This is a genomic window from Paraburkholderia azotifigens (genome assembly GCF_007995085.1).
Lineage (GTDB): Bacteria > Pseudomonadota > Gammaproteobacteria > Burkholderiales > Burkholderiaceae > Paraburkholderia > Paraburkholderia azotifigens.
The window spans coordinates 48,725-73,089 of the sequence record NZ_VOQS01000005.1 but is presented as its reverse complement, the minus strand read 5'-3'; the positions used below and the strand labels follow the sequence as shown (position 1 = coordinate 73,089).

23 protein-coding genes and 2 pseudogenes are annotated in these 24,365 nt (G+C 60.5%); 7 read left to right on the top strand and 18 right to left on the bottom strand.

From position 1 onward, the window contains the following. Positions 1-161: 161 nt before the first annotated feature. Positions 162-1,862 (top strand): methyl-accepting chemotaxis protein, encoded by a 1,701-nt coding sequence (locus FRZ40_RS32070; protein ID WP_147236892.1) that lies wholly within the window; start codon positions 162-164, stop codon positions 1,860-1,862. Positions 1,863-2,564: 702 nt separating this feature from the next. Here the strand turns inward: FRZ40_RS32070 and tnpC are convergent. From tnpC to FRZ40_RS46300, 5 genes and pseudogenes are all read right to left on the bottom strand, one after another. Beyond that, the gene (tnpC, locus tag FRZ40_RS32065) at positions 2,565-4,130 is read right to left on the bottom strand and encodes an IS66 family transposase (protein WP_147238466.1); all 1,566 of its coding nucleotides are present in this window, start codon (positions 4,128-4,130) and stop codon (positions 2,565-2,567) included. 63 nt (positions 4,131-4,193) lie between these two features. Further along, complete coding sequence (tnpB, locus tag FRZ40_RS32060) at positions 4,194-4,529, bottom strand: IS66 family insertion sequence element accessory protein TnpB (protein ID WP_147236891.1); 336 nt, start codon at positions 4,527-4,529, stop codon at positions 4,194-4,196. Continuing rightward, positions 4,526-4,918 (bottom strand): IS66-like element accessory protein TnpA, encoded by a 393-nt coding sequence (tnpA, locus tag FRZ40_RS32055; RefSeq protein ID WP_147236890.1) that lies wholly within the window; start codon positions 4,916-4,918, stop codon positions 4,526-4,528. The genes tnpB and tnpA overlap by 4 nt, the downstream gene beginning before the upstream one ends. Positions 4,919-5,747: 829 nt before the next feature. Then, the gene (locus tag FRZ40_RS32050; protein WP_240057403.1) at positions 5,748-7,670 is read right to left on the bottom strand and encodes a putative bifunctional diguanylate cyclase/phosphodiesterase; all 1,923 of its coding nucleotides are present in this window, start codon (positions 7,668-7,670) and stop codon (positions 5,748-5,750) included. 596 nt (positions 7,671-8,266) lie between these two features. Beyond that, positions 8,267-8,514 (bottom strand): annotated as a pseudogene (locus FRZ40_RS46300) (recombinase family protein); the annotation flags it as partial. Positions 8,515-8,592: 78 nt separating this feature from the next. On the opposite strand from FRZ40_RS46300, the gene FRZ40_RS32045 reads away from it, so the two are divergent. From FRZ40_RS32045 to FRZ40_RS46290, 6 genes and pseudogenes are all read left to right on the top strand, one after another. Next, entirely contained in the window at positions 8,593-9,534 is a 942-nt protein-coding gene (locus tag FRZ40_RS32045) for an IS5 family transposase (protein WP_147236888.1), read from the top strand. 305 nt (positions 9,535-9,839) lie between these two features. Next, a complete protein-coding gene (locus tag FRZ40_RS45355; RefSeq protein WP_240057401.1) occupies positions 9,840-10,187 on the top strand; it encodes a zinc ribbon domain-containing protein in 348 nt (115 codons plus the stop codon). 300 nt (positions 10,188-10,487) lie between these two features. Beyond that, positions 10,488-11,471 carry a hydroxymethylbilane synthase gene (gene hemC / locus FRZ40_RS32035; RefSeq protein WP_147236887.1) on the top strand — a complete coding sequence of 328 codons (984 nt, stop codon included), beginning with the start codon at positions 10,488-10,490 and terminating at the stop codon, positions 11,469-11,471. Positions 11,472-11,522: 51 nt separating this feature from the next. Further along, positions 11,523-11,636 (top strand): annotated as a pseudogene (locus FRZ40_RS46295) (MerR family transcriptional regulator); the annotation flags it as partial. Between the two features lies 1 nt (position 11,637). Then, the gene (locus FRZ40_RS32025) at positions 11,638-12,090 is read left to right on the top strand and encodes a recombinase family protein (protein ID WP_420873933.1); all 453 of its coding nucleotides are present in this window, start codon (positions 11,638-11,640) and stop codon (positions 12,088-12,090) included. Between the two features lie 61 nt (positions 12,091-12,151). Then, a complete protein-coding gene (locus FRZ40_RS46290) occupies positions 12,152-12,397 on the top strand; it encodes a zinc ribbon domain-containing protein (protein WP_420873910.1) in 246 nt (81 codons plus the stop codon). Here FRZ40_RS46290 and FRZ40_RS32020 read toward each other — a convergent pair. The 13 genes from FRZ40_RS32020 to FRZ40_RS31965 all read right to left on the bottom strand — a co-directional run bounded on the left by FRZ40_RS32020 (position 12,313) and on the right by FRZ40_RS31965 (position 24,324). Then, positions 12,313-12,726 (bottom strand): DUF3331 domain-containing protein, encoded by a 414-nt coding sequence (locus FRZ40_RS32020; protein WP_147236885.1) that lies wholly within the window; start codon positions 12,724-12,726, stop codon positions 12,313-12,315. The two genes, FRZ40_RS46290 and FRZ40_RS32020, sit on opposite strands and share 85 nt — an antisense overlap. Positions 12,727-13,173: 447 nt before the next feature. Further along, entirely contained in the window at positions 13,174-13,632 is a 459-nt protein-coding gene (locus FRZ40_RS32015; RefSeq protein WP_205019823.1) for a nitroreductase family protein, read from the bottom strand. 18 nt (positions 13,633-13,650) lie between these two features. Continuing rightward, entirely contained in the window at positions 13,651-13,794 is a 144-nt protein-coding gene (locus FRZ40_RS46285) for a nitroreductase family protein (protein WP_420873932.1), read from the bottom strand. Between the two features lie 737 nt (positions 13,795-14,531). Beyond that, entirely contained in the window at positions 14,532-15,062 is a 531-nt protein-coding gene (locus FRZ40_RS32010) for a type II secretion system protein (protein ID WP_147236884.1), read from the bottom strand. Beyond that, positions 15,059-15,448, bottom strand: coding sequence for a type II secretion system protein (locus FRZ40_RS32005; protein WP_147236883.1), 390 nt, complete (start codon positions 15,446-15,448; stop codon positions 15,059-15,061). Before FRZ40_RS32005 ends, FRZ40_RS32010 begins: the two co-directional genes overlap by 4 nt. A gap of 3 nt (positions 15,449-15,451) precedes the next feature. Next, complete coding sequence (locus FRZ40_RS32000; protein WP_147236882.1) at positions 15,452-16,057, bottom strand: type II secretion system protein; 606 nt, start codon at positions 16,055-16,057, stop codon at positions 15,452-15,454. Continuing rightward, positions 16,054-18,591, bottom strand: a complete 2,538-nt coding sequence (locus FRZ40_RS31995; RefSeq protein ID WP_147236881.1) for a cohesin domain-containing protein — start codon at positions 18,589-18,591, stop codon at positions 16,054-16,056. Before FRZ40_RS31995 ends, FRZ40_RS32000 begins: the two co-directional genes overlap by 4 nt. Positions 18,592-18,681: 90 nt before the next feature. Beyond that, a complete protein-coding gene (locus FRZ40_RS31990) occupies positions 18,682-19,206 on the bottom strand; it encodes a hypothetical protein (RefSeq protein WP_147236880.1) in 525 nt (174 codons plus the stop codon). After that, positions 19,203-20,036 (bottom strand): hypothetical protein, encoded by an 834-nt coding sequence (locus FRZ40_RS44755; RefSeq protein WP_193567048.1) that lies wholly within the window; start codon positions 20,034-20,036, stop codon positions 19,203-19,205. Before FRZ40_RS44755 ends, FRZ40_RS31990 begins: the two co-directional genes overlap by 4 nt. Continuing rightward, positions 20,033-20,509, bottom strand: coding sequence for a PilN domain-containing protein (locus FRZ40_RS31980; protein ID WP_240057400.1), 477 nt, complete (start codon positions 20,507-20,509; stop codon positions 20,033-20,035). The genes FRZ40_RS44755 and FRZ40_RS31980 overlap by 4 nt, the downstream gene beginning before the upstream one ends. A 71-nt stretch (positions 20,510-20,580) precedes the next feature. Next, positions 20,581-21,378: a hypothetical protein gene (locus FRZ40_RS31975; protein WP_193567047.1), complete on the bottom strand. Its 798-nt coding sequence runs from the start codon at positions 21,376-21,378 to the stop codon at positions 20,581-20,583. Between the two features lie 73 nt (positions 21,379-21,451). After that, positions 21,452-23,140 carry a GspE/PulE family protein gene (locus tag FRZ40_RS31970; protein ID WP_147236878.1) on the bottom strand — a complete coding sequence of 563 codons (1,689 nt, stop codon included), beginning with the start codon at positions 23,138-23,140 and terminating at the stop codon, positions 21,452-21,454. Further along, entirely contained in the window at positions 23,137-24,324 is a 1,188-nt protein-coding gene (locus FRZ40_RS31965) for a type II secretion system F family protein (RefSeq protein WP_147236877.1), read from the bottom strand. Before FRZ40_RS31965 ends, FRZ40_RS31970 begins: the two co-directional genes overlap by 4 nt. Between the last annotated feature and the right edge of the window lie 41 nt (positions 24,325-24,365).

The window sequence follows — 24,365 nt, the reverse complement described above, 5'->3', positions numbered from 1 at the left end:
CTTCTACGCACTGCCTTTCTGCTCGGTAAATACCATCGGTCCGTTGCCAATCAATTGTACTCAACTTAATGTACAGCTTCCTGACGATAAGCTTGACTGCATGCTCATCAAGGAATCGGTATCGTGAAAAATTTACACGAAATCTAAATCGTCGTAATCCAATGAAACTGTCCTTTGTTCAGAAACTCTGGTTGCCGTTGATCCTCAGCCTGCTGTGTCTCGCCGGAGTATCGACCTACAATGCATACCAGACAAGAGAAATGCGACTTGAAGAACGCAAATCGGACCTGAAACACGCAGCGGAGCTCGCACTGAGTGTTGTCAAGACGTTTGGCGACCATGTGTCCTCAGGCACCGCTTCCGTGGGAGAAGCCCAAAAGCAGGCCATGGACAGTATCCGGAACATGAGGTACGGCCACGACGGCTATTTCATCGTTCTTAATTCGCGACCCACAGTCTTGATGCACCCGTTCATCCCCGAATTGAACGGCAAGGACGTCGGAAACAGTAAGGATCCAAACGGCGTCTACCACTTCAGAGAAACCGTTGATGTCGTCAAACGCGACGGCAGGGGCTTTAATTCGTATTCCGCTTCGAAGCCTGGAGCAATCGGAGCCTTGCCCAAGATTGCCTACAACGTGACCTATCAGCCGTGGGACTGGATTCTTACCACAGGGCTTTATGTGGACGACCTGGATGCAGCATTTCTCTCGTCGCTGTATCGCAGCCTCGGAATTCTGGCTATGCTTGCCGGAGCCTTGTCGGCCGTGGTGGTGATACTCAACCGCGGCATGCTTCGCTCATTGGGGGGCGAGCCGTCCTATGCGGCTGAGATTGCTAACAAGATTGCCTCTAACGATCTGACCGTCGTGGTCAAGACAGCACCGAATGACCGCGTAAGCCTCTTGTTCTCGATGAAGCGCATGCACGAACAGCTCACGTCAACAATAGGCACCATCATGGCTTCTGCCGACTCTATTTCTACTGCAACGCACCAGATTTCCGCGGGAAACCAAGACCTATCGCGGCGCACGGAAGAACAGGCCGCCTCGCTGGAGGAAACGGCGGCCAGTATGGAGCAGTTGACCTGTACCGTCGCTGAGAATGCCGACAATGCCAGTCAGGCACATCAGATTGCCGCACAGGCTGCTTTGGCCGCCGAGCAAGGGGAAGCCGTCGTTTCGCGCGTGGTCGAGACCATGGAAGACATCAACGCTAACTCGGACAGGATCGGCACGATCGTCGGCATCATTGAAGGCATCGCCTTCCAGACCAACATCCTCGCGCTGAATGCGGCTGTAGAAGCGGCACGTGCGGGCGAGCATGGACGAGGCTTTGCGGTCGTGGCTTCTGAAGTGCGTTCGCTAGCGCAGCGCTCTTCCACTGCCTCCAAGGAAATCAAAGACCTCATCCGCGATTCAGTGGAACGCGTACGAGCCGGTGCCGGTCAGGTAAGTGAAGCCGGTGGGAAGATGCGCGAGATTACCCGAGAAATAGGACGCGTGACCGAGATCATGGGTGAAATCGCTTCCGCATCACAGGAACAAAGCAAGGGGATCGGCCAAGTCAATCAGGCAGTCACGCAAATGGACGAAGTCACGCAGCAGAACGCGGCACTCGTCGAACAGGCGGCCGCCGCCGCTAGCTCCCTTGAGTCACAGGCCACGGATTTGAAAGCCTCCGTATCGATGTTCAGACTGAACGCATCACGGTACACCGACCCGAGCCGGCTTGTCGAGGAAACGCACAGGGCCGCCCCGCCCCGTCCCGCCGCTTCACGGCTCACCGCACCCTTGAAGCGCATAACATCACAACCGAACCAGGCTGCGCCAACCGCCATTGAGGAATGGAGCGACTTCTAAGCGGGCTCAATACGCGAATGATATTCGATCTCAATTTCTTGTTCTGACTGCGCGCCTAGTAGTGCTTCAAATTACGCCGCGCAATCGCAATTGCGTCACGCGACCAATCGTCACAGATGTGGGGCGTAGGAATGACGGTCCTCTGAGAGGCTTTGCTTTTCCGCCGTCGCCAGCGGTGCTTTTTGCATGCACACCCCAGCCTCGACGCCCCCCGCCGGGAAGCACTTACGTAACTTCGAGTAGTTGCCGTTAATTCGCGTAGTGCCGGCCCGAGAGCGTCCGTGCGCCTTTCGGGCCGAACTGGGCCATGGCGTTCTTTTCTGCCGTGAAGTTCTCTTCCCGTCTAATCGCTCGTAGGTCTTGCAGTCGGGATCTCGTAGCACCATGAATGTGGCTACCGCACCCAAAACCGTCAACGTTTCAAAAACTAGAGCCATCACCATCGCGCGGCAGCACAGGCTGACGCCGCCTGAATGCCCCCACACATCGCATCCGCGCTGCATTTGAATCCGGTGGCGTTCAGCCGCCCGATCACAACCGTCCGCCCCTCTTATCGCTATCGTCACCCGCCATGTTTTTGTCATAGCGCTACTGTGGCGTATTTGTTGTCGCTAACGGCAAGAAAGCCACAATTGCTTAAGTGCATTTCGCGGTATCTTTAATAGTCCGTAAGCGCCCGGTGAAGGCACGGGAGCGAGCTGGCTAGCTGCGATCGGGCAATGCGGGAGCCCAGCAGTGAGGAAGCAACCGTTCGACGTCGGAAGCGCGATGTGTGGGCAGGCGCGTGAGCACGTCCTTCAGATAGGCGAGCGGATCGTGCCCGTTCAATTGTGCCGAGCGGATCAGGCTCATGATGGCAGCGGCACGTTCGCCGGCGCGAAGCGAGCCCGCGAACAACCAGTTCTTCCTCCCCGTCGCCCAGGGACGGATCTGGTTCTCAACCCAGTTGTTATCAATGGGTACGTGCCCATCGTCGAGATAGCGCGTGAGCGCCGCCCAGCGATTGAGGTTGTAGTCCAGGGCTTTCGCAATTCCTGAAGCCTCCGGAACCAGGCACCGCTGCGCGCTCATCCACCCATGCAACGCATCCATCACCGGTCTCGAACGGCTCTGCCGCAGCGCACGCCGTGCATCGGGATCAAGCACCGCGGCTTCCCGTTCGATTTCGTATAGCGTGCCGAAGTATTTCAATGCCTGCCCGGCGATCTCGCTCTGATGGTTTGCATGCAGCTCGAAGAACTTGCGTCGCGCATGCGCGGCACAGCCGATCTCCGTGATGCCCCGGGTAAAACTGTTCTTGTAGCCGCTATAGTCGTCGCACACCAGCTTGCCCTGCCAGTCACCCAGGAAGGCGCGCGCATGCTCGCCAGCGCGGCTGTCGGCGAACTCATACACGACCGCCTTAAGCGACGCGTATTGCGTCGTGGCATACGCCCACAGATACGCACGATGTGTCTTGCCTTTGCCCGGACTGAGCATCTGCACAGGCGTTTCATCCGCATGCAGCACACCCTGACGCAAGATCTGTTCGCGCAGTGCATCGACCAGCGGCTGCAGTCGCACGCCGCACACGCCCACCCAGTCGCCCAGCGTCGACTGAGGGATCGCCAGTCCTGCGCGGGCGCAGATGCGCTCTAGCCGGTACAGCGGCAGATGATCGGCGAACTTCGATACCAGCACCCAGGCCAACAGCGCGGCCGTCGGGATGCCCTTGTCGATGATGTGCGCGGGCACGGGTTTCTGTGTCAGCGTCTCGCATTGACGGCACACCCACTTGCCGCGGATATGTCGCTCGACTGTGAACACGCCTGGCGTGTAGTCAAGCTTCTCGCTGATGTCTTCGCCAATGCGCTCGAGCTCGCAGCCGCAGTGACATGTCGTGGTATCCGGGTCGTGATGAATGTCGGTGCGCGGCAGATGCGCCGGCAATGGTGCGCGTCGCGCACGTTGCTGCCGTGATTTGCGTTCGGGCGTATCTGGCTGAAGCTGCTCGAGCTCGGCCTCGATCGCGGCCAGATCCGTATCGATCGCCTCGTCGAGCAGGCTCATCTGTTCCGTATTAAGCTGCTCGCTGCGCTTGCCGAACTGTTGCCGTTTGATGACTGAGAGTTCATGCGTGAGCTGGTCGATGCGGGTTTGCCGGTACTGCAGCTCCCGTTCCTTCTCACCGACCTCGCGTTCCCTGTCGGCAAGCTGGACGACCAGTTGCGCGGCCAGGATGCGAAGCTGGTCGGGGCTAAGCGTGGCGAGATCGACGGGCAGATCCATGACACTGAGTCTGCCAGACACGCCACGCATCAGGAAGCGAAACTGTTTACGTGCGCGTTGGCCTCACACCACGGTAATGGCGTGATCGCTTGCCAGTGTCCGCCACGGCAGCCCCGTGACCAGTGCCCGTAACTGTTCCTGATTCAGCGGCAATGCAACGGACTGCTCGCCGTTGCTCCATATAAACCGCCCGCGATTCAGGCGCCGCGTGGCCAGCCAGATTCCCAGGCCGTCGTAGACCAGCACCTTCATTCGCGTCGCATGTCGGTTGGCAAACAGATAGGCATGGTGCGGGCGCGCCGCGCCGAATACCTTGACCACGCGTGCGAGCAGCGTATCGGCGCCCGCACGCATGTCAACCGGCTCAGTTGCCAGCCAGATCGCGTCGATGCGAATCATCGCAACCACCCCTGTAGCCAGGCCGCGCAATCATCGGCCGCCGACACCGGCCAGTAGAGCGTAATCGTGGCAGCACCGCGACGAATCTCGATGCGGATCTCGCCCCGATCAGTTGCAGCAACTGGTGCTTGCAGTTGTAGTGGCACGAATGCCGCCGTCGATGGCGGCTGCGCTTCATCCGGCGCCGGATGGTCGCCCGCACGCTGTCGCGCTGCCACCACCCATCGGCGCAGCAGGTTTGCGTTCAGGCGGTAATGCAGCGCCACCGCTGCAATCGACACGTGCGGTTGCAGCGCCGCGCGCACCACCATCTCCTTGAATTCCCGGCTGTGTTTGCGACGCTCTATTGCCGGCACCACTCCATCATCAATCCGATCGTCGTCAGCCATCGTGTACACGTCTCCATCACGCTTTATGATGGACACGATGCTCCTATGCGCAGGCCACGAACCTCAACCTGACTTCACCGGACGCTTACAATAGTCCCAACACAGAACCATCAGTTGTGTTCGCGGTCGCGGTCTACGGGTTTGCAGCAGTAACCCGTTGAATCTGCACAAACCACGACGTTTAAAAAACGTTGGCACATGAGATATCAAGACGAGATATCTCATGCGACTATTATCGATTGGCGAGACTGCGGCCGAGCTGGGCGTCGCAGTTGGAACATTGCTCGCTGGCATCGGCAAGGGCTGATGCTGCCGTTCGGCCGGACCGTTGGTGGACATCGACGGTACCAGCGTGAGTCGGTGCAGACAGCCCTCGGCGCGGAGACGGTTGCTTCGGGAAGACGGTCCGCTACGCGCGCGTTTAGTCGCACGACCAGGCTGTGCAGCTCAAAACGCAGGCCGCGAGACTCGAAAGGTACTGCGCCGACGCCGGTATCAGCCTTCTTGGTGTCAATACTTCGACATTCAGGACATCCGACAGAGAGCGACCGTCCTTTCAGATACCACGTATGACCGCAAGTTCGGCATTTGTTTAGCGGTCTCTTTGTGGTGCGTATCGTCGTTTTTCCCGGATACCTCTCTTAAATTTTTTTTGAAGTGATACGCCGCTTTGCGCCGGGTACTGCGGCTTATTCGGATATCGCCCGGCGCGCGTACGCACACACGCCACATAGCGCGCTACCGCAGGATGGCCATTGTCTGCTGCGCAGACAGTCAGCTATCTCTATTAATCAATACCTGCCCATATGACATTTCACTGCCCGGCATCTTATGAGCGCGAGACTGTTCCCGACGGTGTCTTGTGGTGCTGGGCGTCGTTATCATGGGGCACGGCGCGATTGCCTTGCGAGGCGAGAGATTGCCACCCCATCCGGAAGATCTCGTCGAACTGAACGGCCGACAGCGGGCGGCCGAAAAGATAACCTTGCCCTTCGCTACACCCCATTTCCCAGAGGGCCTTCCGCTGTTGTTCGTTTTCGACACCTTCGGCAACTGTCTCCACCCGGAAACTTCGCGCCATGCCGAGGATTGCGCGAACCACGGCGGCATCCTCCTTCGACCCGAGCATCCCCTGAACAAAAGACCGATCTATCTTAAGCCGGCTGACCGGGCACCGCTTCAGCGAACTCAATGAGGCAAAGCCGGTGCCGAAATCGTCGAAAGCGACGCCTACACCATATTGCCGCAAGCGCTGTAAAGCTTCCAGCGCACACGTATCTCGTTCGAAGGCTGTGTTCTCTGTTATCTCAAGTTCGAGGGCTTCCGGTGGCAAACCGTGCCTCTCCAACGCTGACATGACATCGGTGACGAGGTCACCCACACGAAGCTGGATAGAAAACAGATTGACGCCAATACGGAAATTTTCTGCACCGCGTCTTCGCCACAAGGCAGCTTGCGCGCAGGCCTGATCCAATACCCACAACCCCGCGCTTGAAGCGAGAGGACCGCTCTCCAACGCGGGCAAGAAGGCGGCCGGCGAAAGCAACCCACGCTGCGGATGCCACCAGCGGATCAGCGCCTCAGCTCCAGTCAGCGAGCCATCTGAAAGCAGGACCTGCGGCTGATAGAAAAGCACAAACTCGCCGTCGCTGAGCGCGCGATCCAACTCGATATTATTAAGTCGCCGCGCCCTCACTTCCGTCCGCAGTTCAGGAACAAAAACAAACGATTGCGCCCGTCCGATACTTTTCGCCCTCGTCAGCGCCAGGTCCGCGTTGCTGATCAGCTCCAACGCCTCAACCGCATGGAACGGCGCTATCGCTACACCACAGCATGCGGTGACGCGAACCTCTTGACCATTTGCGCTGATTGGACCGGCAAGAGCCGATATTGCCGAGCGCGCGACAGACATCGCGCGTTCGTGATTGATTTCGTTTTCAAGCAAAATAACAAATTCGTCCCCACCCACCCGCGCGACAGTGCCGTTAGTAGCCGTCACCCTGAGCAGCCGTTGAGCTACTTCGCAAAGGAGATGATCGCCCGCCAGACAGCCGAGTTCATTGTTGACTTCCTTGAAGCCGTCGAGATCGAGGAGGATTACGCCCGCGCGCCCTGTTCCAGCCAGCAACTTTTCTGTTTGCCGGCGAATGAATAGCCGGTTGGGGAGTCCGGTGAGAGTATCGGTGTTTGCCAGTCGATGGACTTCGACTTCTTCATCGTGCCCCTCTGGCTCGGTAGTTGCTCCTACGGGTGATTGATGCGCCGCAACCTCGACACGACGGAGTTCCAGCCGATCTGCAGCCATCTGCGCCAGTTCACGGAGCCGGACCTCGTCGTCGCGCGAGAAGTCGTGATGAGGCTTATGATCGATTACGCACAGGGCCCCGATTGCGTGTCCTTGGGGTGAACGCAGCGGAACCCCCGCGTAAAACCGTATTCCAGCTGAGCCTGTGACTAACGGATTTTGGTTGAAGCGTTCATCGAGCGTCGCGTCCGGGACGACCAAGACCCCGTCATGCGCTATGGCATGCCCGCAAAACGAAACATCCCGACGCATGTCGAGATCCTCGGCCGATAAACCAGTGCTCGCAGCGAAGAAGACATGGTCCGCGCCGATCATGTTCACTGCCGCGACGGGCATATTGAAGACCCTGGCAGCAATGTTGACCACAGGGTCGAGATCAGGCAACGCCTGATCTGCTGATAAGCCATAAGCTGTTAGCGCCGCAAGCCTGGTCTTCTCGTCGTCCAATACAGGTGGACACCTCACGACGCGCTCTCCCTCTCAAGAAAGCCATTCTTTCCTGCTGTCATTGCAAACTCACGGAATGCGAACTGCGTGGTCGCCGACGGATAAAGCGCTAGACCTGCGCGGGGATCGAAATATGATATCAAATCATGCTCTCAAAGTGCATCGAATGAGTGTCTGCTTCGCTTCTGCCGTGATATGACTCAGATACTCTTGGACCGCTTCTTGCCTCGCGCGAACAGTCTCGTCGCGTACGTGACCAAACTGCACTCCTATTCATCTACTTGCCCGCCGGCAATCTCCTTTCCCCGTTCTGCAGAGACGATTAACCTCGGGTCAATACCGGGAGAGCGCGCACCATCGCCCGCAAAGAGGTCCTCAATCATATTGATAGCCGCCGACTTCCACGGTTAGCGAGGCCACCGGCTCGTCACTCTCGCATTCACATTCGAGGGCGACAGCGTAGTGCTGCTAGCGCGAAAAACAGTTAAACGTCGGCAGCGTCCGTTCGGCGTGGTAACGTCGCCCCGCCTCCGGTATTTGGATGCTATCCGGTATGGCGAAAGTTGAGTTGTTACCGCGTAACGAAATTCTTCGAATCAGGCGGTTTTCCAAATATGCACTCGGCATCCAGTTCGGAACGATAAGACGGTCAGGATTTCGACGAGGTCTTCAGTGAGCCGCTGTTCGAGACTGGCATCCGGAACGCATCGAGAACGACGATCCCGGCGTGAAAGAACTCGCATATGAGAAATAGCAGCTCACTCCCAAAGCGCAGCAGTCTGTCTTTCGTCACAAGCACGAGCCGGGCGATACGCCGAAGGATTTCATGAAGTAATCGCTGTAAGGGAATCTCTGCAAAAGGTCCTGGCATTGCCGTGAGGGTTGACTATCCTGGAAGCAGGATAGTTAAAGGAGTTGCGTGATGACACAGCTTGGTCTTGGTCTGGATCTGTCAACGAAACGTACCCGCAAGCGCGAGTTTCTCGACGAGATGACTCGCGTGGTGCCGTGGCAGAAACTGATCGCTCTCATCGAGCCACACTATCCCAAAGGCAAGACTGGGCGCCCGCCGTTTCCCATACAGACGATGCTGCGCATTCACTTCCTGCAACAGTGGTTCAGTCTCTCGGACCCGGCGATGGAGGAGGCGCTACACGACATCCCGCTGTATCGGGAGTTCGCGCTCCTGGGCACGGGCATGACACGGCTGCCAGACGAGAGCACGATCCTGCGATTCCGCCACCTGCTTGAGGCCCATGAACTGTCGATCAGAATACTGGCGACGGTCAACGAGATCCTGCAGGCGAAAGGCCTGATGCTCAAGGCGGGCTCAGCAGTCGATGCGACATTGATTTCGGCACCCAATTCGACGAAGAAGCCCGGCACGCGAGACCCGGAGATGCGTCAGACGCAAAAAGGTGGCAGCTGGTACTTCGGCATGAAGGCGCATATCGGAGTCGATGTGGAGTCGGGGCTGGTGCATACCGTGAAGTGCACGCCGGCGAACGTTCATGACATCACGGTGGCGCATGAACTGTTGCATGGCAAAGAGAAGGTTGCGTTTGCCGATGCGGGCTATGTGGGCATCGAGAAGCGAGGCGAAACGGGTGCGGTCCAGTGGTACGTCGCGATGAGACCGAGCAAGCGAAACAAGCTGGACAAGAAAAAGCGGCTGGACAGGATCTACAACAAGATCGAGCGGCTCAAGGCGGGCGTGAGAGCGAAGGTGGAGCACCCGTTTCGCGTACTGAAATGCCAGTTTGGATATCTGAAGGCGAGGTATCGGGGACTGGCCAAGAACACAGCGCACATCGAAACGCAGTTCGCCCTGGCCAATCTCTGGATGGCGCGCAAGATGCTGTGAAGCGGTGCAACGAAGGACGAAAACTGCACCGCATGAGCACAGCGCCGGCGAGCAAAGATGCGACCGGTAGCGACTCAGCGACGTGCGAATGACGACGCGATCTTCAATCTAAGTGTTCGGTTAGAAGTCCAACGAAAAAAACGGGTTATTCAGACCTTCCTAAGTTTTTTTTGCGGTAATTCAGACCACTGCTGAGGCCCGAAATGACTTCAAGCGATGCACAAGGCTATATTCGGGACAATGAAAATTGAAAGTTTTAAAACCAGTTTGTCGATAAGTGAAAAAGCCGTCCCGGTAGAGTTCACGTGGCAGTTCGCGCGCGATATTCAACCCAGACCTGCAACTGCTGTAACAAGCGCACTGGCCCGAAGGGCCTGGAAGGTCGCGGAATAGGCGAATGGACCCGCCCCGAATGCGGCGCATATCATCGTCGCGACATCAATGCGGCAGTGAACATTCTCGCGGCGGGACGTCGCCGGCTTGCAGAAGGAATGCCCGTCCTTTCCGCGCCATGCGCGAGAGCCGAAGGCCGAGGCCCGGGAGGACGTAAGGGATATTGTGTTCACGATATTGGGCGCGGAATTCGATGCACGGAATGGAGTGCAGTGACCTCTCTCCATGACGGTCAAGCTCAAAGACTCCGTTACGGATGATCATCCTTCGCGCCACATACGCTTTAGAAAATCAGGCGTCGATACAACTCAATTGATTGTTCGGCATCGTCTATACGGATAGAGGCTAGACCGCGATTGCGCCGGAGAATCTGACCATTTACTCGCCTTCGCCCAGAGTCAACTTCGTCATCATTTGACGTGATGCAGTACAGTCGACGCATTTGCTGCCGACGACCACAGTGTCAAACTGCTTTGGCATTGCCGTGCGGCCAGCGAGAGGCGCCGAAGCGCGTGCTAACATCATTTGTTATCCGATCCCGCATTCCAATGACTCAGGCAATGAATTCCGAGACGCTTGCACCCACGCCGCCCGCCACGCTTGTAATCGTGTCGCGGGAAAGCCGGCTTGCCATGTGGCAGGCCGAGCACGTGCGAGTTGCGCTGCACAAATTATATCCATCTTGTGACGTAAAAATCCTCGGAATGACGACGCGCGGGGATCAGATACTCGATCGCACGCTGTCGAAGGTCGGCGGCAAGGGGCTGTTCGTGAAAGAGCTGGAGAACGCGCTCGCCGACGGCCGCGCCGATCTCGCCGTTCACTCGCTGAAAGATGTACCGATGGAATTGCCCGAAGGCTTCGCGCTGTCGACCATCATGGAGCGTGAAGATCCGCGCGATGCGTTCGTCTCGGGCCAGTATGACTCGCTCGCGGCGCTGCCGCCCGGCATAGTGGTCGGCACGTCGAGCCTGCGCCGCGAAGCGATGCTGCGCGCGCGCTATCCCGAACTCGTCGTGAAGCCGCTGCGCGGCAATCTCGATACGCGTCTTGCCAAGCTCGATCGCGGCGACTACGCCGCCATCATTCTGGCTGCGGCGGGTCTCAAGCGGCTGGGTCTCGCCGGGCGCATTCGTTCGCTGCTCGATCCCGCCGACAGCCTGCCCGCCGCCGGCCAGGGCGCGCTCGGCATCGAGATTCGCGCGGACCGTGCCGATCTCGCCGCATGGCTCGCGCCGCTGCATCACGAACACACGGCGGCCGCCGTCGAAGCGGAGCGCATGGTGTCGCGCGCGCTCGGCGGGAGCTGCGAGGTGCCGCTCGCGGCGTACGCGACCTGGCATGACGGCGCGCTGCATCTGCGCGGCGTCGTCGCTACGCCCGACGGCCAGCGCGTGCTGAGCGCGCAAGCGTCGGCCGCCGCGCCGACGACGGGCGCCGCGCTCGAACTGGGCCGCGAAGTCGCGAGCCAGCTCGAAGCGCAAGGCGCACTCGAGATCGTGCGTGCGCTCTCGACGGCCAGCGGCCCTGCGAAGGGCACGTGATAGCGGCCGGCTTACACCGTTGCTACATGAGATATCAAGAGGAGATATCTCATGCGACTATTATCGATTAACGAGACTGCGGCAGAGCTGAGCGTCGCAGTTGGCACATTGCGGCGCTGGTATCGGCAAGGGCTGATGCTGCCGTTCGGCCGGACTGTCGGTGAACATCGACGGTTCCAGCGTGAGGCGGTACAGACGGCCACGCCGCAGAGACGGTTGCTTCGCGAAAGACGGTCTGCTATGGGCGCGTTTCTCGCACGACCAGGCCGCACGGCTCAAAGCGCAGGCCGCGAGACTCGAAAGGTACTGCGCCGACGCCGGCACCACGGATATCGAGGTCGTCACTGATCTGGGCGGTCTGAACTATCGGAAGAAGGGACTGCAGCGACTGCTGGGTGACATTGTTCGTGGCAGCGTCGCACGCCTCGTCCCGGTCATGAAAGACCGGCTACTGCGCTTCGGCAGCTCAAAGAAACCTAAATACGCCGGAGTCTGTGCTGCGCCTAGATCGCGTTACACACCTGGCATTCGCGAGGTCGAGCGCTGTGTCGGCATCGTACGAGCGATGCCAGTGTCATCAAGCTCGGCCGGCACCATCGCAGGCTCAAAGCGGAACTAGCGCAACGTCGGCGCCCGTCTTCATCGGCAACGTGAACACTTCGGCGCTCACAAGCACACGGATGGCAAAATCCGTGCTCGATGCGGGCTGGAGCCTGTTCCGGACCATGCTGCAGTACAAGAGCGTTCACGCCGCCGTGTGGTTCGACGAGGTCGATGAAAACTACTCAACCCAGACCTATAGCTGCCGTAACAGGCGCACTGGCCAACGTATCCGGTCAGCCTACTCGGCATGGCGACCGACGGTTCCATACACAGCTGAGGCGAGAATCATGGCCTGCGAGTTTTGTGGCTCGACACCTGTGTAGACCGGCTTGTAGACCTCATCGCCTTCCTGGATGACTGAGCGGCTGAATGCGCAGCAACCAGAGATACGTGCTTTTGTTGCGCGCCAGGATTGATGACCATAGAAACACCGACCTGGCTCGCTCCAGAGGACGATGATAGTGGAGTTAGTCGGCCGTTCGAGAATACGCACCTGCAGTTTGGTGCCCGTGCGGTATGTCGACGACAGGTTTGGTTCTGCGGCGCGGGTGGTCGTTACTCCATCACGCCTGTTGTGCTCATTGCCGGACGACAACAGCTCGACAGTTCGATGCCACGCTCGGCTGCCTCCTACCTTGTCACTGCTGAACATATGCTCCTTACGGTTATTCCGCCATGATGTCTACCGTTTCCTTATCGTTGACCGCCTGCAACCGATCCAAGATCAGTATGGCACCCGAAGGTCTGGTTGCGATAGATCCTACACAATACGAGCGGCAAGAGCCGAAAGACTTGTTGCGAGTTTTCGATTCTCTTGCTCTTCCGTTCGAGCCTGCTATTTTCTTGCACATCGAACGGACTAGCCCTTCGCAGTCGTGCTGTGCTATGTGGCGCGTGTCAAAAGATCGGACCCACAAAACTGTTTCTGTGTCGGACTCGCGATTGTAATTTCGATAGACCTAACGGGAAAGGTCCAAGAATGAACGTATCTGCTGTACCAAGATCGACGTGCACATCTCGCAATCCGAATCAAGTCTTTCTGCGGAGACGCCGTTGGCCAGAGAGGTAACTGAACGCGCAGTCCACGTGGCGATCGCAATCAGCATAGCCAGCTTGAATACTCATCCTCTGACTTTTTCACGCCACCGAAGCGGGGCACAGTACAACCGTCGGCGGGAAATCCCGTAACCAAAAGCAAAAAGGGCTTTTCTGATGCCGGTCTCCGGCAGATACCGTTGAGGAACCCCATAGGGCTTGGCGTAGGGGTCATAGTCGCCAAGCCCGCTTCATGCAGAGCCGCGATCAAAAATCCGGTCGCGATGCCGGTTGAGTGGGGAACGTAGTAGTGTTTGACACGGCGACCATCATCCAAGCTCGTATGATTAACGGAAAACACTGCTATCAGAACGGGCGCAATCTCCAAAATGGGCTTGCTTTCGTCCGTGCCTAGCGGCTTCAGCGCATCCAGCCATTCCTGCGGCGCTCTGCTTCGATAGAAAACTCTCTCCTCCTCTTCAGCGGCCACCCTTATACGTCGTTTCAAAGCCGGATCTTTCAATACGACAAAATGCCATGGCTATAGATTGGCGCCCGAGGGCGCCGTCGCGGCTGTTCTCAATGCTAGTCGAATCACCTCGTCAGGGACCGGCTCCGCTGAAAAATCACGTTCAGTCCGTCGACGGCAAATGCTCTGGTAAAAGGCCCGTGCATGAGACTCCATCTCGAGCATCGGGCGGCGACAATATCCGTTAAGATCGTCAAGCTGTGGCTCGCGTCCTATATACGATGGAAGGCAATCTCGGAACTTCATTTCTCTGTCTGATGTTGGCATTTTTGACTCAACGATGTCGGTATTAACCTGATCCCATTAAACGAGACAGCGCGTACTTCTAACGCATATGTGGCACTGCTTATTCCAAGCGTCGCTTTGTCGTACCCCGTCCAACTTTACTCACGTTACCAGGGAGCAGTCGGCGCGCAACTCGTCGCGATGAAACTCGCGAGGCGACCCTTCATGACGTCAAAGGCGCGCGCACAGCCCGCATCCGACACACGATATCGATTCACTGGGGCCGCCAGAAGGGTCAAAAAACTGGGGGACTGGGCCATGTCAGTTCAGGCGTGCAGTGTTCGAATCGTATGTATCGCCTACGCTCCGCGAACCATTAACGGATTTTTCAAACCGGCCCGAGCGCTTTACGAACTCCGGAAGCGTATGATCCACCGCACGGTCGTCGTGTTTGCCTGCGATAGTCTCGGCCATTACTTCTACCAAGTCGCGAAAGCTGCGCTTGTAACGCAGGTATCAACGCACGCACGACGATGACTTCGCGGTTAAGGTGGCGGACGGTGAGCAGCCTGTCAATGTCTGTCGGCTTACTCATGGTCCGCGCACTATTCAAAACTTGAGCATAGCCTACCGGCGTCCCCGATTTGCATCGGAGCCCGCAGCGTTGGTCAGGGACGTATCGCAATGCCGACGCTGGACGCGCGCGCCGCTGCGGGTACGCGCGCAAAGAAAATCCAGTCTGCGTAGTGCCGCTTGTCTTCGAATCCTTTGAAGTCCGGCGGGAATTGCGCGATCTTGATCGGCTTCGCGACGGACGCGCTGTGTATCCCGACAATCGTCTGTCCGTCGGGGGATTTGACGAGCACCCAGTTCGACTTGCCCGTCACCGGGTCCGCGTAGAGCTTGCGCAGATGACGCATCGGATTTGGGTAGCGCGGATCGCGCACGAGATCGTCGAGCGTGCGGGGCTGCCTCGGCTGGCCGACGGGCGTAGCTGCGGCATAGCTCAGTAGTGCGCGCTGATATTCCCCGCCTACGAACAGCAGTTCCTCCTCGGCCATGCGCCGCTGATAAACCCCGCCGAGCTGCACAGCCGCCGCCGCGACCACGCCGATGATGGCGATCAGGATCAGCAGCGCCAGATAGGCGTAGCCGCCTTGCGCCACGTGTACGGAACGCGTTGGCAGGTCTTTTTTCATAACGCCCCGTACGCTTGTCCGCCCGACGTCGAGCCGGGCGCGCCGCTCTTGATGTCATAGACCTTGCCGGGAACCTGCTCGTCGGGCGGAGCGACGATCACCCAGGTCGTCGCGCTGTCCGTCACGGGGTCGAATGGCAGCGCGCGCAGATAGTGCTTGTCCACCAGTTCATCGAGCGAGTCCGGATATCGCCCGACATCGCCGTAGAATTTGTCGATCGCATCGCGCGTGACCAGCAGGTTCTCTGCGAGTACTTTGTCCTTCGACGCATCGATCGAATGAAAATACTGCGGCAATGCAAGCGTAAGCAGCAGCGACACGATGGCGAGCACGAGCAGCAGCTCGATCAGCGTGAAGCCGCGCGCGCCGCGCGAACGGTATGTCATAGGTCACCAGCTCCGGTATGGAATGCCGTTGAGCCCGACGGCTTTCGATGTGGTGTAGACGTCGTACACGTCGTCGCCTTCCTGGGGATCATCAGCCTCGCTTGCATAGCAGCGCTTGCCCCACGTCGCGGCGTCGGTGAGATCGGGATCGTTGTTCATCGGGTCGCGCGGAATGCGGCGCAGAAAGTACAGCTTGTGGCCCTTCGGATCGGTCTTGTCCTGCACGCCATCGACCAGCAGCTCCAGCTTCGGCGGATACCCCGTTGCACCCGCTTCCACGTCGACGCGCCCTTCCTTCGACGCAGCCTTGTAGGCATCAATCGCGTAGCGGATCTCGTGCAACGCCTGCCGCAATTCCTGCTCACGCTCGCGCTGGCGCATGATCTGCGCGACGGGCACTGTCATGCAAGCGAGCACCCCGAGAATGGCGAGCGTGACCAGCAGCTCGATCAATGTGAAGCCGGCCGGCGGATGGCAGAACCTGCGGCCATACGCATGAACGGCAGCACTTCCGGCTGCATGTTCGGCGAGTTCACCACGTTCGGCTGCATGTTCGACTTCCCGCGCGCAGCGGCCGCTCGCAGCCGCCTGACGAGAGGCGCGCGTCATTGGACTCCCACCACGCCGAAAGTGTAGGCGGACGGCGGCGCCATCGTGATCGGTGTGCCGCTCACGCCAATGATGGAGCCGGGCTGGATCTGTACCGACGTCTGCGAGGTCGCCGCGAGCGCCTTGAAGCTCAGCACCGCAAAGGTGCCCGTCGACGATGCACCGGAGCCGCCTTGAACCGAGTCGCTGAGTATGAGATGCCCGCCCTGCGCGAGGCGGTTGGAAAAGCTAGTCGGCGAGCCGCCCTGCTTGAGGAAGTCGCCTTCCGTCACGCCGATGAACTGCAGCTTCGTGCTGTCAAAGCTCACGTTCGACGACACGCTCGTCACGGGCTGGTCCGCCTGCATCGTGATGGCGACGCTCACGGAATCGCCCACCTTCACCTGAGGCGGCCCCTGCACAGTCATCTGCGCAGTGCCCACTCCCGCACCCGCGCCGCCCACGTACGGCGCGCTGCCGTCGCCGACACCGGAGTAGCCCCCTGTGCCCGCTCCATACGCTCCATTCGTGCTGTACGCGCCGCTTGAACCGTACGCACCAGTTGCCCCATATGCACCGTTCGTTCCATTACCCGCGCCATATCCGTTGTTGAGCCCGTTCGGCGAACCGCTCGATGTCTGGCGCGCCGCGCCCTCGATCGTTGACGATGCGTTGAGTGAAGGTGAAGGCGACGCAGAAGGAGCCGGAAATCCGTTCGACTGGATCATGCTGCGCATGTTCGACTCGGTGCCGGACGTGAAGTAGGCGAGATCGGCGTCGGGACGCTGGATGTTGCGAATCAGGTGCGGCGTGATCGACAGCACGATCTCCGTGTTCTTGTCGTCGTCGGTCGTTGCGCCGAACAGGCGGCCGAGAACAGGAAGCTGGCCGAGCCCGGGCAGCTTGTTGCCGGAAGTGCGTTCCTGACTGTCGATCAGGCCGGCGAGCACGTCCGTCTCGCCGTTTTTCAGTTGCAGCACGGTGCTCGCCGTGCGCGTGCCGATTTCGTACGCCGTCGTGCCCGCCGCGCCCGACACCTGGTTGAGCAGGCTGCTGACTTCGAGCGACACCTTGATGCCGACCGAGTCGTCGAGGTAAATCGACGGTTCGACGCTCAGCGTAAGGCCGATGTCCAGGTAGTTGACCGACTGCGAGACGAAGCCCGTCGAGGTCGCCGTCGACGTGATGTTCGGCACGCGCTCGCCGATCAGGATCTTCGCCTTTTCGTGGTTGTGCACTCGGATGCGCGGGTTGGTCAGTAGCTTTGCATCAGAATCCTGGAGGTTCGTGTTGATGGTCGCCTGCAACGACGACAGCCCGAGCGTGCGCGACGTCTGGTTCAACAAATCGTGCAGCGTCAGCGACGGCGACGCGTTTGTCGACGGCGTGGAGCCGAACGATCCCCCGTTCGTGCCGCCGAACGGACTTCCAGGAGTGCTTCCGCTGACGACGGGGCTGACCACGCCGCCGACGGGCAGCGGGGTCACCGTGACCGAGCCCGGCCAGGCGATACCAAGATGCTGGAGTCTCGTGCGCTGCACTTCGAGCACCTCGACTTCGAGCATCACCTCGGGCTCCGCGACATCTTGGAGCGTGACCAGCTTTTCCGCCATCCGGATCGCGTCGGGCGTGTCACGCACGATGACCATGTTCAGCTTTTCGTCCGCTACCACATCGTGCGATTTCACGATCGTCTTGAGCGTGTTGGCGACCGTCTTCGCATCAGCGTTGGACAAAAAGAACGTTCGCACCGCCAGCTCCTGGTAGTCCTTGAGCTTCGGAGCCGTTGCGGGGTAAATCAACACCGTATTCTCGTCAAGCACCTGTTGCGCGAGCTGATTTGTCGCGAGAACGTAACGCACGGTTGCGTCGATGGTGCTGTTCTTCAGAAAGATAGAGGTGCGCTGGTCGGTCTTCACATCCTTATCGAACAGAAAGTTCAGCCCCGAACTGTGTGAGATGACTTCGAACACCTGCTTGAGCGGCGCGTCCCTGAAATCGATGCGAATCGGCTTGCGGTAGGCGACAGCCAACGCCGTCTCGACCCGCGCAGCGCCAGTATCGGCGTTGAGCCGACGCTTGAGTGCAAGGGCGCGCCGGTTAGCCGGCGCTTCCGTCAGCACGACATTGAGTATGCGGCGCGCTTCGTCGGGCTGCTGCCTTGCGGCGAGCGCCTCCGCCCGGCCGAGTAGCCCGTCGATCCGCGCGCTGCTTTCGAGTGCGGCGACGCCGGCCAAGGCTCGCTCGTTATTCGGCTCGATGGCGAGCGCATGCTCGTACATCTTGCGGGCGGCGTCCCTCGCACCGCCTGCGGCGAAGCGGTCGCCCTGTTCGTCGTAACGCACCAGCGCCTTCTCGCGCTCAGCGATCCAGGTGGCGCGGTAGCTCGCGTCCTGCGGCTCCTGTTTGACGGCCTCTTCGAGTTTGGCGAGCCCTTCGTCGACCTTGCCCTGCGCTACGAACTGCTGACCGTCCCGCCAGGCTTTTTGTGCCGCGCAGCCCGCCAGGAGCACAGGCAACGCGACAAGCAGCGCGCGCCGCAGCAGGTCGCGCATTGCGAAGCTGCCTGAGGCATCGTGTGTGTTTCGTGTAGGGAATAGCGTACGCAACAGTTGTTTCCTCGGTGTTTCTTCTTACCGCGCCTGTCAATCGGCGCTGCCGATCTCCAGCGTCTGGACCAGTCTGGTTGGCAGATACACCAGCGTCAGGGTCGGGGGGGAGATCGTTTCGATTCGATATGTGCCGTCGATAATCGTCTGGTCGCGCACAATCAGCGTTTCCTCACCGCGCGCAAGGTAGACCTCCCATCGACCATCAGCTGCCTGCTTGCCGAGATACGTAAAAGGCATGTCGGGCGCGGAAGGCGCAGGAGGCAGCGGTGGAATGTCCGTGCCGGTGGGCGCTGCGGTAGGCAGAGGCGGCGCTAGCGATAGCGCGCCGAACAACGCACGACCGCTGTCGCCACCTGTCGCTCCGACCCGCTCCACACGTGCGCGCAGTGCCGCAATCATCACGACGGACGACGGGACGCTTGAACTGGCAGCTTGGGGGGCGACATGCCTGTGCGGCGCAGCTTCGACGATCTGATCGGCTGAGGTGCCCCCCGTAAATGCCAGAACGGCCGCGCTCCCTGCGAACAGCGCGCCGAGCACGATGTGCTTGCGTTTCATCGCCGCACCCCGGCTGCCGGCGTTCGTGTCTGCAAGGAAGCGGAGAGCGTCCTAATCGCTGTCGGGGCGCGTGCCGATGCGGATTTAGTTGTGGATGCCATCGATGGCGGCAATGGCGGCAACTCCAGGTGGACCACCGCCGATGACGGTGCCTGCGGGGGTACGGATGGCGTCGCCGTTGCAGATGCCGTCACAGACGCCACTGCGGAGGCTGGCACGGGCGCCGATGCGAGCGCCGAAATCAGCGCCCTTTCAGCCACCGGCTCCCATGTAGCGGTTCGCAAAAACACGGTGAAACGCAGATTCGCCTCGATAGCCTGATCGCTCGCCGAGTTGCGCTTGAAACGCATGTCGTCGAGCGCGGCGTACGGCACGTTGGCGAGAACGATCGCGCTGAAGCGCCGCAAGCTCGAATAGTCACCTTTGACGGGCATCACGATCGTATAGGTGTCAAAGCGGCCCGCAACATCGTGAGCCGGCTTGTACTCCGCCTTGTCCAGCACGACGCCCGTCTGGGCAGCCGCTTCGAACAGTTGCGACACTATCTCCTCCGTGTGCGCGCCGTCGCCTAGCGTCGCGTAAAAGGCGTTAAGCCGCTGCGATGCAAGCGCCGGCGCAGACACAAACAACTTCGGCGCAGGCATCGACCGTGCGTGCGCCAAAGCGTGCTCGCGTCCATCGACACGCGCTGATATCCCCGGCAATACCAAGGTCCATAGGAGAATGGCTGCAAGCAAAAGCACGCCTGCCATCAGAGCGCCGGTGCAGGATCGCGCAAGTGCGAGACGCAGCCGTAACATGGCACGCACAAACTTCGGCAGCACGGTCACCACGTTATCCCCCGCCAATGCACCTCTATGCCGAAGCGAATGACGCTGTCCTGACCGTCTTTGGATAGCTCGTGTTTGACCAGATTGACGGCTCCGAACAGCGGCTGCCGTCCGAGCGAGGCCAGGTAGTCAATCATGCCCTTGCTGTCGCTGCACTCTGCCTCAATCTTGATCAGTGCGCGGCCCGGTTCAGGCGTGATCGACAGCAGCGCGACCTGTGATGGTGTGGCCGCTTCGATTGCATCGAGCAGCGCGTCCCACGGCAGGTTCAAACGCGCCACGGCTGCGTTGACGGCCACGCCCTGCTTCATGTCGATCGGTTCACTCCTCACACTCGTCGATGCACGTGCGGCTCGCTCAGCGCGCGCTGCAAGCCGCTCGCCTTCACGGTCAAGCGAATCGAGCCGCAGCAGGCGCTCGTGTATCCGAAGTCCAGCGAGCGCGCACAGCACCAATCCCAACAGCGCCAGCATGCGCGCAAGAGGGCGCACCCGATGGAATTCGCGCCGCATGGTGAGCGGAGCGAGATCGAGAGGCAGACGCTTCATGATGTCGCGCCCTTCCCGGCGAAGCGCGAGAGGCCGAAGAGGATCGATGCAACACGGCCTTTGGGGGTATGCGGGGCAGCGCCGGACTCGTGCCAGTGCACATTCATGCCTGCTTCGCCAGACGATGCAGACCCCGCATGCCATGCGTCGATCTGCGGACCGTGAATGTGTAGGACGGCCGGCGCCGTCACGTCGTCGAGCAAAGCGGCGCGTGCAACGTGTTCGCGTAGCCACGGCAAAGTCGGCACCGGCTCGGGCAGCACCAGCGTGCGTACGCTCGCGAGGCGAGGCTTCGCTGCATTCACCACGAGGCCGAGCGTCAGGGCCCCGTCACGCAGCGTCGCCAGCCACGCATTCGCGCCGAGCTGTTTGCGCAAGCGGTTCCATGCGCTCACGAAATTCGGCGTGACCGAGACGAGGCATCCGCCGCCCGGGGCTACGCCCAGCGGCAACGCCATCAAGACATTACGCCGAACAGCGCACGCAAGAAAAGGCTCAACGGCCCGCCAGTCAGCGGTCAATTGCCACGCTGCCACGGTGTCGCCATAGAGCGTCTGAAAGCGCACTGCCACGGCGGCGCGCAGATCCTGCATGCGCGCCGCGTTGGCAGGCGGTGTAACCATGAAGTAGCGCACTAGCTCGTCGCCGAGCGTGACGTGAACCGGCAAGCCAATGCCGCCCGCCTGATCGAGCGCGGAGGCGATCAGCGCGGCGAGCATGTCGGTATTCGGCATTTCCGCCATCACGCCCAGCGGCCTCTCGATGACGGCCGCCGCCGTGCGGGAAGCGCCCACGCACCGCACCGAAACGGACTCTTGCGACAAGACGACCCGGCAGTGTCCGCGCGGTTGGAGACGTTCGAGCAGATCACGCATTGAGGGTCACCCGCTTCACTTCGGCCAGCGTGGTCTCGCCGCGCCTGACCAGACCCAGCGCCACCTCGCGCAACTGGCGCGTGCCGTTCTTGCGCGCAGCGTCCTTGATGACGCGGATCGGCTGCTTTTCGACCACCATGTCGCGGATCTCGTCGTCGAGAATCAGAATCTCCGCGATCGCGCGCCGCCCCCGATACCCCGTGCCGCGGCAGTCGCCACAGCCTGTGCCGTGGCGAAACGCGAAGTCGGCGACATCGGCGCGGCTGAGTCCGAGCCGCGCCAGTTCGGCATCGCCCGGAACATACGGCGCGGCGCAGTGGGTGCAGTTCACGCGCAACAGGCGTTGCGCCCAGATGCCGTTCAGCGCCGACACGAATGCATACGGATCGATGCCCATGTGACTGAAGCGGCCGAATACGTCGAACACGTTGTTCGCGTGCACCGTCGTCAGCACGAGGTGACCTGTCAGCGCGGATTGCACGGCGATCTCCGCCGTTTCACGGTCGCGGATCTCGCCCACCATGATCTTGTCCGGGTCGTGCCGGAGGATCGAGCGCAAGCCCCGCGCGAACGTCAGACCCTTCTTCTCGTTGACGGGAATCTGCAGGATGCCGGGCAACTGATATTCGACAGGGTCTTCAATCGTGATGATCTTGTCGCGCCCGTTATGAATCTCCGTCAACGCCGCATAGAGCGTCGTTGTCTTGCCCGAGCCCGTTGGGCCCGTCACGAGCAGCATGCCGTAGGGCTCTTCGGCCAGCGAACGCAGGGCGACGAGCGACTCGCTGTCGTAGCCGAGCGCTTCCAGCGTGAGCGAACCGTAGGCCTCAATCATCGCGCGCTTGTCGAGAATCCGGATCACGGCATCCTCGCCGTGAATGCTCGGCATGATCGACACGCGCAAGTCGATATCGCGTCCGCCCGCCGCTACACGAAAGCTGCCGTCCTGCGGCACGCGCCGCTCGGCGATGTCGAGTTCCGCGAGCACCTTGAGGCGCGATATCACCTGCTCCGCCGTCTCGACGCCGTTCAGCGTCGCCGCCGCGTCGAGCACGCCGTCCACCCGGTACTTCAATGCAAGCCCCATGGCCGTGCTTTCGAGGTGAATGTCGGAAGCGCCCGCCTTGAGCGCGTCGTAGAGTGTCGAATTGACGAGCTTCACCGCGGGACTTGCAGCCTCGCTGACCGACTGGAACGACAGCTCCTGCGCGGCGCGTGCGTCGGCCTGCGCTTCGCCGCCCTCCGTCACGAGACTGTCGATCGCGCGCGCCGACTCTTCCATCCGCGTGTGATACGCCTGCAGATCGGAAGGTAGCGCGAGCCTCACGTCGATGGCGCCACCCGCCTGTGCCGCGAGCCAAGTCTGCAGGTCGAGGTCGAACGGGCTTGTCACCACGCCGATCAATACGCCGCCGTCGCCGCGCAACAACGCACAGCGGCGCTGCATCGCCCGCGAAAGAGGCACGTGCTCGAATGCAGGCACTAGCGCGTGCATCGCGGCAGTTTCGATGACCTCCATCGCAACCTGCTGTGCCAGCGACTGCAGCAACTGGCGCGGCTCGATGCCCGTCAGCATTTCGAGTTCGTCGACGATATGCCGCTGGGTCGCCCCCGCCTGCGCACGTGCGCGCGCGAGCGTGTCGGCGTCGAACATCGGTTCGACCATGTCTCGCATCGTCATGACAGGCTTTCCGCGAGATCGAAGATCGGCATATACAGCAAAACGACGATCGTGCCGACGACCACACCGATCGCCGACATCAGCAGCGGCTCGAAGATCCGCGTGGAACGGTCGATCCAGCGGTTGATCTCGCCGTCGTAGAACGCCGCCGACTGCGTGAGCATCGCGCCCATTTCGCCTGAGCGCTCGCCGACGCGAAGCATCCGCAATGAGATGGGCGTCGTCAGTCCGTAGGCCTGAAATGCGACCGACAGTGCTTCTCCCGACTGCACGGCGGCGCGCGCTCGTATCATGCTTTCGCGCAAGGCGGGCGCGAGCGTACCACCCGCCGTTTCCATCGCGGCCACGATCGGGATGCCGCCGTCGAGCAGCATGCCGAGCGTCAAATAGAGCCGTGACAACTGATAGATCCGCAGGTGCGGCCCCAGCACGGGAACGCGTCCGAGCAGGGCCGCGAATCCGATCTTCGAAATGGCCGTGCGCACCGCCATGCCCGCGAAGATGATGACGCAGAGGGCCCCCGCGAAGAGCGGCAAGCCATGCGCAGCGGCAAACTTTCCCCAGTCGAGCAGCATCTGCGACATCCAGGGAAGCGCACGCCCCGTGCCTTCGTAAACGACAGCGAAGCGCGGCACGACGAACGCGACCAGGAACACCGATACGCCGCCGCCCACAACGAGCAGGATGCTCGGATAGATCGCAGCGCTGACGAGCTTGTTGCGCACCATGTCGATACGTGCCTGATAGCCGACGTAGCGTTGAAGCGCGCGTGGCAGATCACTCGTTCCCTCAGCCGCGCGCACAATGCCGACGTAAAGGGGTGGAAATACATCAGGTTGCCCCGCAAGGAGATTGGAGAACCGCTTGCCTTCGCGCAGACCTCCGAGCAACCGCTCCAACACGCCGCGCAGCCTGGCCCCGCCTTCGCGTTCTAGCAGCGCTTCGAGCCCCTCGACGATGGACAGGCCTGCCATCAGGAGCGCGAGCAGTTCCTGGCTAAACAGCACGACCGAGATGCGGCCGTGCGGGCCGGCCGCACGCCTGAAGGTTCGCACCGGGGCAAGCCGCGTTGGATGAAGACCTTGGGCTTCGACCTGCGCACGAGCACCGGCTTCGTCCTGTGCATCGACGACAAGGGAGATGATCTCGTTCTCGGGCGAGAGCGCTTTCACTTGGTATTGCATGGTGCTGTGCTATGTGTCGCGGCTGCGTGGCGCGTGCGTTG